Below are 1,130 nucleotides of genomic sequence, written 5' to 3'. Positions count from 1 at the left end.
AATAATCAGCCTTATTTCTCTTTGTGGGTTGATGATACCCTGATCGTGCAGAATGTGATCTGTTTACCACGTCAGAAAATCCTACTTTATGACAATATCAATTTTAACGGTAATTTCTTTATTGTTGATCTTACATCACCTGCTGATCAGCAAAGCAAAGCAAATTACAAAGAGTTAAGCACACGTTTTAAGTTGTTATATCTAACTAATGAAGAAATGGCGGAGCTAGAAAATGATTGAGATAAAAAACCTACTTAACAATGATAAAAAGCTCAATTCACAGCCTAGAACTTCATTTCTAAAACGCAAACTAAAAATACTACTTACCCTGCAGAAAGGCTCGTTTAAGGGTCGTGAGGGTAACACATACGAAATAAGCGATCTTGCAATGTCGGTTAGAGTAGAAAAGACGGGCGCACCTGATTTTGGAAAAGCAAGCGCAGTAATTTATGGTCTACCTCTTGACGTTATGGAGCAATTATCTACTTTATGTATGCATCCTCTATATGTAAGACGTAACTATATAAACATATATGCGGGTGATGAATACAACGGCTACAATCAAATCTATGCTGGAACTATCACAAAAGCAAGTGTCGATTTCAACAGTGCTCCTGATATAAAATTTAATATAGAAAGTCAGATTGGTTTTTTCGGAGCCGTTACGGCTCAAGGTGCAAACGTCATCAGTGGCTCACAATCGGCAAGCACATTCATTGAACAGCAGGCAAAAAAGATCGGTTTTACATTTAAAAATGAGGGCGTAACTGGAACAGTTAAGAACGCAGTTTTTGAAGGTTCACCTATTGAGCAAGCTAGACAGTGCGCTAAACAGATTGGAGCTGAATTAATACTTGATGATGAAACCATGATTTTAGTGTCCAACGGTGCAAGTCGTAAAGGAAATGCTGTTTTATTAAATGCAAATAGCGGTTTATTGGGTTATCCAGCTATGACACAAAACGGCATTGAGATCAGAGCAATATTTAATCCAAATTTCAGATTTGCAGGACTGATAAAACTTGAAACACTTGTTCCTAAGTGTAGTGGTTCATGGCGCATTGTGAAAATGTCGCATACTTTAGATAGCAATTTACCTAGCGGTGGCAAATGGGAAACACAAATCACAG

General features: G+C 37.5%; 2 protein-coding genes. Both read left to right on the top strand.

Annotated features, from left to right (window positions below):
• The coding region (locus ACJML3_RS03315; protein WP_406020601.1) for a hypothetical protein at positions 1 to 240 on the top strand (240 nt) is incomplete at its 5' end.
• Positions 233 to 1,130 (top strand): baseplate hub protein (locus ACJML3_RS03310; RefSeq protein WP_406020599.1); only part of this gene is annotated, 898 nt, incomplete at its 3' end. The genes ACJML3_RS03315 and ACJML3_RS03310, both read left to right, overlap by 8 nt.

Source organism: Succinivibrio sp., from assembly GCF_045124615.1.
GTDB lineage: Bacteria > Pseudomonadota > Gammaproteobacteria > Enterobacterales > Succinivibrionaceae > Succinivibrio > Succinivibrio faecicola.
Note: the sequence above shows the minus strand (reverse complement) of the source record. Positions and strands in the feature narration are given on the sequence as shown.